The sequence below is a fragment of the Frankia tisae genome (assembly GCF_025403405.1).
GTDB lineage: Bacteria > Actinomycetota > Actinomycetes > Frankiales > Frankiaceae > Frankia > Frankia tisai.
Genome location: NZ_JANEZT010000282.1, coordinates 1 through 9,098 on the forward strand (window position 1 = coordinate 1; position 9,098 = coordinate 9,098).

3 protein-coding genes and 2 pseudogenes are annotated in these 9,098 nt (G+C 67.7%); all 5 read left to right on the forward strand.

The genetic code is table 11. The features are described 5' to 3' along the window. Positions 1-215, forward strand: a pseudogene (locus NBZ85_RS22590) (hypothetical protein); the annotation flags it as partial. Positions 216-264: 49 nt separating this feature from the next. Continuing rightward, positions 265-621, forward strand: a complete 357-nt coding sequence (locus NBZ85_RS22595; protein WP_261558872.1) for a transposase — start codon at positions 265-267, stop codon at positions 619-621. Positions 622-1,121: 500 nt separating this feature from the next. Continuing rightward, positions 1,122-7,310 (forward strand): DNRLRE domain-containing protein, encoded by a 6,189-nt coding sequence (locus tag NBZ85_RS22600; RefSeq protein WP_261558874.1) that lies wholly within the window; start codon positions 1,122-1,124, stop codon positions 7,308-7,310. Then, positions 7,307-7,627: a hypothetical protein gene (locus tag NBZ85_RS22605; protein WP_261558875.1), complete on the forward strand. Its 321-nt coding sequence runs from the start codon at positions 7,307-7,309 to the stop codon at positions 7,625-7,627. The genes NBZ85_RS22600 and NBZ85_RS22605 overlap by 4 nt, the downstream gene beginning before the upstream one ends. Positions 7,628-8,262: 635 nt before the next feature. Continuing rightward, positions 8,263-8,933, forward strand: a pseudogene (locus NBZ85_RS22610) (transposase family protein); the annotation flags it as partial. Positions 8,934-9,098: the final 165 nt, after the last annotated feature.

Below are 9,098 nucleotides of genomic sequence, written 5' to 3' on the forward strand. Positions count from 1 at the left end.
CGATCACCCCGACTCCGAGTCCTGGCCCGGCGCGGCCCGCCCCGCCCCGTGTCACCGACGCGACGCCGACGGCGAACGCGACCGACGGCGATGCGGATCATCCGGCGGACATCCCCACCGTCGAGCCCAGCAGCTCGCTGTTCGTCGTGTCGCTCATCCCGAGGAACGAGGCAGCCGCCTCGGGCCCTGTCACCCCGTCCACTCCGCCTCCCTGAGCCTGCCACCAGGCTCAGTCAGAGGCCGATCCGTAAAGGCGAGCCCGTCATGCCACGCCCCACCCGCTACCCGCCACACTTCCGGGCCGACGCCGTCGCCCGGGTTCGGCGCGACCACCGCGATCACCCTTCCGAGTGGTCGGCGATCCAGGCCGTCGCGAACTCCCTCGCCATCAGCGCCGAGACGCTTCGAACCTGGGTGCGCCAAGCCGAGTCGGTCAACGACGGTCAACGGATGAACGCCCGCCGACAGCAGGCCGAGATACGGCGCCTGATCCGGGAGAACGCCGACCTGCGCCGAGCGCTCGACGCCCTGCGCCTGTCCGAACCGTCGAATCCCACGACGCGCCCGTCCGGCGATCGGGCCGCGCCGGAGGCGGCCGGCGGCTCACCGACCCGCGCCTGAGTTTCTCCGAGGAGATCGCCGCGGGAACGGTCGCACAAGCGCGGTGGCTGCTCCCTTCTTCCCTCTCGGTGAGCCTTTTCTTTTCCCAATGCCAGGCGACCCTCCGGATGTGTCCGTCACGGACCACTCGGAGGGCTTCGTCGAGCCACAGCACCTGGGTTTCATGCAGGTAACACACCAGTGGGTGACCCAAATCACCAAAGCCTCATTCGCCGATAACAGCGCCACCCTCGGATTCAAGCTCTGGCAACCCAGAGTTACGAGAACCGGGATAAATCGACCCTTATATCCACCCAAAGTGACGCCAGATATTCGTCGCCCCTCCAGGCGACGCACGGGGACCGCCTTCCACTCAAGCAACAAAAACACAACTGATCTTGTTCTTCTAGTGTTGTCTTCACGACTCTGTCATTTTCGGTGATCCGGCGCGCACCTGGTTTCCCCTGGGACGGGGACGGCAGCGCGTCTCTCATTGTCTGCACCGAAGAATCGGAGTTGGCATGATGCGGGCCTCCCCCGTACATCGTCGAAGGCACACTGTTCGAGCTGTCTGCGTTCTTCTCGCCGCCGTTCTGGTCGGGACGATCGCCACGTTTCTTCCGGCGGGGCGGAATGCGGCCTGGGCCGCTCCCACCAGCCCCGCGGACAAGGCGACGTCCACGCCGACCGGGCCGGCCGAACGGCCGGACTTCGTATCCGCGCAGGTCGCCGCGCACGCGGAGAAGCGGCGGATCGAGGTCACGGGCGAGCGGACCGAGACGACATCGACGTTCGTGAACCCGAACGGGACGATCACCATCGACTCCTTCTCCGGGATCCATCGGGTTCGCCGGGGGGACGGCTGGGTCGCCGTCGATCCCACCCTCGTCCTCGCGGGCGGGAAGGTGACCCCGAAGGCCGCGAAGGCGTCGATCGTCCTCTCGGCGGGCGGCAAGGCCGGTGACCCGGTCGCCACGCTGGTCGACGGGACGAGGGAGGTCGCGTTCGCGTGGCCGACCGCCCTGCCCGCCCCGACCCTCGCCGACAACGTCGCCACCTACCCGGCGGTCGCGAAGGACACCGACCTGCGGGTCAAGGTGACCCCCACCGGCTACGACGTGCAGATCATCGCGCACACCCCGGCCGCCGCGCAGGCCGCGCTGACGTTGCCGATGCGCCTGAAGGGCCTGACCGCGACGCGGACCGCGGGCGGCGAGACCCGCCTGTCGGCCGGCGGGAAGGTCACCGTCCGCTCGCCGACCCCGCTGATGTGGGATGCCCACCTGGACCCGGCGACGAAGCTGCCCGACCGGACCCGTTCGGTCGACGCGGCGCTCACCGGGGCGAGCACCGCCACGCCGACGCTGGAGCTGAAGCCGGACAAGGCGTGGCTGACAGACGGCGCCCGGCAGTACCCGGTCACCATCGACCCGGCGGCGGTGCTGGCCGACAACCTCGACACCGACGTCAACGACACGAACCCGACCACGAACTACGACAGCCTCGAGTACCTGCGGGTCGGCAACTACCTCGGCGGCGCGGTCAACCGGTCGTTCCTGCGGTTCGACACGAACGCGATCGAGGGCCGGCACGTCACCTCGGCCTACCTTCAGCTCTGGCAGGCCGGATCCCAGACCTGCACCGCGCAGCCCATGGTGGTGCAGGGCTCGGCGGCCCTGTCCGCCGGGACGACGTGGAACACCCAGCCGACCGCCGACGGGACGAACTGGTCGAACACCCGTTTCAACGCCGGCACGGTGAACAGCTGCGGGTCCGGCGGCGTCTCGCTGGACATCACCGGCCTGGCGCAGGCCTGGGCCACCAACGGCCAGCCGTCGCCGGAGACCCTGACGCTGCGCGCGCCGGACGAGACCAGCTGGGACCAGTACAAGTACTTCTACTCCGGTGACACCGAGCTGAAGCCGCAGGTGTCCACCACCTACAACTCCTACCCGGGCACCGTCGCGAACCGTTCCACCAGCCCCTGCTCGGCGCAGTGCGGCGGCAGCCCGGCGACGGTCCTGACGAACTCGACGCGCCCGGTCCTGTCCGGCGCGGCCACCGACGCCGACGGCGCCCCGCTGCGCCTCGACTTCGAGGTGTGGAACTCCGCCGGCACCACGAAGATCACCGACGGGTCGGTCTCCAACATCTCGCCGAACGCCACGGGTTCCTGGACCGTGCCGGCGAGTGTCCTGACCAACGGCACCTCCTACGAGTGGCGGGTCCGCGCCTACGACGGCACCGACTACTCCCAGGCCTGGTCGTCGTGGATCCCGTTCACCGTGGACACCACCGCCCCGAGCGCGCCGACCTCGCTCGCCTCCGCCGCCTGGTCGTCCGGCGGCTGGGGCACCGCGACGTCGGGCACGTTCACCTGGACCTCGCCGGGTGGGGACACGCAGTCGTTCCTCTACGGCCTCGACCAGCCCTCGCCTGCGACCGAGACGACCGGCACAGCCACCGCGACCCTGACCCCGACCGCCGGACTGCACACCTTCTACGTCCGGACGAAGGACAAGGCGGGGAACCTGTCCTCGGTCGTGTCCTACGGCTTCGGCCTCGGGACCGGGGCGCTGGCGAGCCCGGCGGAGAACGCCCGGGTCCAGCGGTTCGTCGTCCTGGAAGGCCAGGCCCCGACGTCTCAGGTGTCGGTGACCTACCAGTACCACCTGGGCACGAGCACGGGCGCGACCTGGAGCGACGTTCCCGTCGGGGATACGACGATCGAGGGGACCTCGACGAACCCGACGTGGCCGGCGCCGCGCAACGGGTCGGGCCTGTTCGACCGGCAGAACTGGAACGTCGGCTTCACCCTGCAGGGCGGCGCCGACGGGCCCATCCAGCTCCGCGCCTGCTTCCGCACCTCCGGCGGCACCGTGACCTGCACGGCCGCCCGGACGGTGCAGTACGCCCGTAACGCCTTCGGCGACACGAACGCCGTCTCCCAGGTGGGGCCGGGTTCGCTGGCCCTGCTGACCGGCGACTACTCCGTGTCGGCAACGGACGTCACGCTGGCGACCTATACCGGCAGCCTCACGGTCGGCCGGTCCCTGACGACGCTGACGCCGCCCCCGGCGACCAGCGACCCGTCCGGGATCTTCGGCCCTGGGTGGACGTCGGACCTGCAGGGACCGGAGTCCGGCACTGCGGCGAGCACGCTGACGGACACCACCGCGACGACGAACACGGTCACCTTCACCTCCAGTGAGGGCGCGGCGTCGGTCTACTCCCGGACCGGCTCCGGCAGCTACCCGTACAGCTACACCGGGGTGAGCGACACCGCGGTGGACGGCTCGAAGCTGGTCAAGGACTCGGCGACCCAGTTCACCCACACCGGCATCGACGGCACGAAGACCGTGTTCGTGTCGAAGACCGTCGGCTCGGCCACCATCTGGGTCGTCGACCGGGTGGAGCAGCCCGGCTCCGCCACCACCTCCACCTACACCACCGACAGCGCCGGCCGGGTTACCCGCATCCTCGCCCCCGTTCCGACCGGCGTCACCTGCACCACCCTCGTCGCGGGCTGCCGGGCGCTGACGTTCGCCTACGCCACCTCCACCACTGCGACCGCCGCCGGCACCGACCCGGCCACCTGGGGCGACTACAACGGTCAGCTCGCGTCGATCTCGATGGCGGTCAACGGGGCCACCGCGGTCGTCGTCGCGCAGTACAAGTACGACTCCACCGGCCACCTGCGCCTGGAGTACGACCCGCGCGTCGACAACACCGACGGCTCGCATATCGGCGTCACCTACCAGTACAACGCCGGTGGGCGCCTGAGCACCCTCACCCCGCCCGGGCAGGACGCCTGGACGTTCGGCTACGACACCTACAACCGTGTGATCAGCGTCGCCCGGCCGCGGCCCGCCGGCGCCGGCACCGCGACCCGCACGATCGTCTACGGCGTCGCGCTGACCGGCTCGGGCGCGCCGGTCGACCTGGCCTCCGGCGTCGTCGCCGGCTGGGGCCAGCGGGACCTGCCGGCCTGGGCGACCGCGGTCTTCCCGGCCAGCCGGGTGCCGTCCAACCCGCCCGTCGCCGCCGACTGGCCCTACGCCGACCTCACCTACCTCAACGCCGACGGCCGCCAGGTGAACTCCGCCTCCTACGGCAACGGCGCCTGGCAGATCACCACGACCGAGCACGACCCCAACGGCAACGTCATCCGTGAACTGAGCGCGGAGAACCGCAACCAGGCCCTCACTCCGACTGCCGATACCGACCCGACCGTCGCCGCCCTCACCGACTCCGCGGCTCGCGCGCAGGTGCTGGACACCGACACCGTGTACTCCGCGGACGGAGTGTCGGTCACCGACACGTTCGGACCGACGCACCGGATCGTCGACAACAGCGGGGCGCAGTACTCCGCCCGTCAGCACGTCCACACCGACTACGACGAGAGCGCTCCGTCCTCGCCCGACCCCTACCGGCTGCCCACCACCATCACCACCACGATTCGCCAGGCCGGCGGGGCGGACGTCGAACCGCGCAAGACCATCAACGGTTACGAGGCCAAGTCCGGCGATCCCGCCACCACCTCCGGCTGGGCCCTGCGTAAGCCCACGACGGTGACCACCTGGATGGGTGGCGGGGGCGCCACCGACATCGTCCGCACCAGCTACTACAACGCGGCCGGAAACCCGGTTGAGGTCCGCCAGCCGAAGGCGAACGCCGCCGGCACGGATGCCTTCACCACCGTCACCTCCTACTTCACCGCCACCGGCTCCGGCGGCTGCGTGAACGCCTCCTGGACGGGCCTGCCCTGCTCCACCGGCCCCGCCGCGCAGCCCAGCTCCGGCAACCCCCTGCCGGTGACGACCTACACCTACAACAACCTCAACGAGCCCCTGACCAAGGTCGACACCGTCACCTCCGGATCGACCACCACCCGCACCACGACCTACACCTACGACGCGGCCGGCCGGAAGGCCTCCGAGGCGCTCGCGGTCAGCCCCGCCGCCGACGGCGGCACCGCCGTTCCCACCGCCACCTACGGCTACAGCACCACCACCGCCCTGCCCACCACCGCAACCGCCTCGTCCATCACCCTCACCACCGGCTACAACACCTGGGCACAGGTCACCAGCCAGACCGACGCCGACGGCAACACCACGACCACCGGTTATGACGTCGACGGCCAGGTCAGCTCGGTCAACGACGGCAAGGGCACCTCCACCTACGTCTACGACACCGCCACCGAGCACCGCGGCCTGGTGACCTCGCTCGGCGTCGGCGCCGGCAGTGCCCCTTCCACCTTCACCGCGACCTACAACGGCGACGGCACCCTGACGTCACAGACCTATCCCAGCGGCCTCGCCGCGACCACCCGCTACGACAACAACGCCGAACCCACCAGCCTCGTCTACGCCAAATCCGGAACCCCGTGGCTGACCTTCTCGCAGGCCAACTCGATTTACGGCCAGATCCGGCTCGACGCCACCGCACCCGCGACCAAGACACTGGGCTACGACCCTTCCGGTCGGCTCACTTCCGTGGTCGACGCGGTCAGCTACGGCGGACCCCGGATCTGCACCACCCGCACCTACACCTACGACCTCGACTCCAACCGAACCGCCCTCACCAGCTACCCTGACGCCGGCGGCCAACCCGACACCGGAAACTGCTCCACCACCACAACATCGACTGTTTACAGTCACACCTATGACCAGGCTGACCGGATCACTGACACCGGTTACGCCTACGACAAGTTCGGCCGCACCACCGGGGTTCCGGCGGCCGATGCGGGCGGCGTCGCGCAGACCATCGGTTTCAACGCCAACGACCTGGTCGCGTCCCAGACCGCAGGCTCCAGCTCCCGCACCTACACCCTCGACCCCGCCCGCCGGCTCCGATCCTGGACCGACGGCTCCACCACCAGCACCAACCACTACCCCACTGCCACCGGCGACAGCCCCACCTGGATCGGCGTCACCGGCGGCACCTGGACCCGCAACATCACCGGAATCGGCGGCGATCTGGCCGCGATCCAAACAGACACCGGCACCGTCACCCTCCAACTCACCAACCTCCACGGCGATATCGTCGCCACCGCCGACGACTCCACATCGGCAACATCCATCGCCACCTACGCCGAATCCAACGAGTTCGGCCTCCCCTACTTTCCCACCACCGCCTACCCCCGCTACGGCTGGCTCGGCGCGAACCAACGCTCCCACGACACCCTCGGCGGCCTCACCCTCATGGGCGTCCGCCTCTACAATCCCTACACCGGACGATTCGTCCAGACCGACCCCGTCCTCGGCGGCTCCGCCAACCCCTACGACTACGCCAACCAGGACCCGTACAGCACCTTCGACTTTAGCGGGCAGTTTGCCATCGTCGCCGGTCTCGCAGGATTTGCCCTCGGCGATTTCTGGAATCCAGTAGGATGGGTCGCCGCTGGTATAGTCGGAGGCTATATAACCTACCGCGTCGGTAAGCAAATAGTCTTCGCCAAGAAGACAGGAAATGGAAGGGTTGAGAAAGCTACACCGGCAGGCTCCCCTTTCTGGCGAAGCCTCAAGGTGTACAAGGGTAAAACCAGGACAAGCGGCGCCGGGAAATCTAAGAGGTACTACCAGTGGGACTATACACACGGCGACGTAGAGGTGTACAACAAGAACGGCAAGCATCTCGGTAGCGCAGATCCAGATCATGGCGGAATCTACAAACCTGCAGTACCTGGACGGAAAATAGAAAACTGGTGAATTTCATCGAAAGCCTGGTCGCGGGAGACGTCTCAGCGGATCAAATTGATGACTACCGCGACCAATGGGACGAAGATCAGGAGAATCTCGAATTTCATGAATATCTGGGACTCCTGTGGCCCGAGTATGCGATGTGGGTCAGCGACGGTAGATCGCTTGATTATATCGCAGCAGCCCGAAGAGCAGGAAAGACTCTCCCTGCCTACCTGGCATCCCAAAAAGACGTCGACAAGATCGCAGCCGAAATCTACTCGCTCTGCTTTCTCTACAAAGATGAATGGATGAAAATCCTCAAGGATGATGACTCTCTTTCATAATTAACCAAAGCATCCTTCTCGAGCTTCACACTCTAACGACCGGCCCCAGGCAGCCTTGGAAGACTCCGAGGTTGCCTGGGACTGTCAAACCTAATTACCGTCACGTCACCCGAACGTTATCGCCAACACCGCCGACCGGCTTCTGGCCGGCGGCGCTGCGGGGCGGCGGGGCGGCGGACGGCCAAGCATGACCTGACGAAAAAAGATACCCAGGAAATCAGAACAGAAAAGCCCGATGAATCGCGTAAAAATTCCTCGTTCGCCAGAGGAGACGTCGATGATAAATCCGGAGGAATGACGTAGGAAGGAGGTTGATGGCGGGCCGGATACTCCTACCCCGGCCTGCCATCCACTCCTGTAGAGATGGCGGGAGTCTGGAACAGCCCGCTACAGTCTCAACGTGGCTCGGCGGTGGGACACACCCTCTCTCGGCCCCGCACGCATCCTCCAGCTCAACAGCATGATCAGCGGATTCGTGTGCCCGCCGACTGCGGAACCCGGGTAGCAGTTAGCCTTTCCGCGTAACGGTTGGCCGCCATGTGTAACCGTCACCGAAAGTAATTGGGGGCGCTGAGTGTCGAGGGGGGTGGACTAGGAAACGCGAGGCCCCGGTAAGAAGTCTGGTCCGACCACAGATCAGCTTCGAGAGCCCCCGCGTCCCCGTGAGTGGGGCATACACCGCCGAACTGCCCTGCCGCGACCAGACCGTCGCATATTTGGAAGGTCTGCTGGCCGCGGAACGCGCCCGCCGTGTCACCCGCGCCGGCACCCGCGCCCTGGACTGCCACGCCCAGGGGCGTGCTGGTCCTGCGCTGGTTCCTCGACACCACCAGGATCCGCCAGCTCGCCCTGGACACCAAGGTCAGCCGGTCGACCGCCTACGACTTACCTGCACGAAGTCCTCGCCGTCCTCGCCGCCCAGGCCCCCAGCCTGCACGGCGCCCTGCCGGTCGCGAAAGCCGCCGGGCACGGCCACGTCGCGGTGGACGGCACCCTCATCGAGACCAACCGGATCCGCACCCCCGGCCCGACGCCCGGCGTCGACCTGTGGTGGTCAGGTAAGCACGACAACCACGGCGGCAACATCCAGGTCATCTCCGCCCCCGGCGGCTGGCCCCTGTGGGTCTCCGGCGTCCGCCCCGGCCACGAGCACGACACCACCGCTCTGCGCACGCACCGTGAGATCCTGCCCCTGCTCGCCACCTGGACCGCAGACGACCGGCCCGTCCTCGGTAACCTCGGCTACGAAGGCGAACGCGACACCGTCACCGTTCCGGTCAAAAAGCCCCAGCGCGGCCAGCTCACTGAACCGCCCCGGGTCCCATAGAGGGCCGGATGCTTACACGTAACTGGTCAGGTCTCGTAGATCGTTGGTTTTGGTTTCGCGGCAGGCTGGGGCTCTTCGATGGCCTGGCATCCCGGGAGCGTTGGCGCCGCGTGGTTGATCAGACCGTAGGGTCCGGGTGTGTCC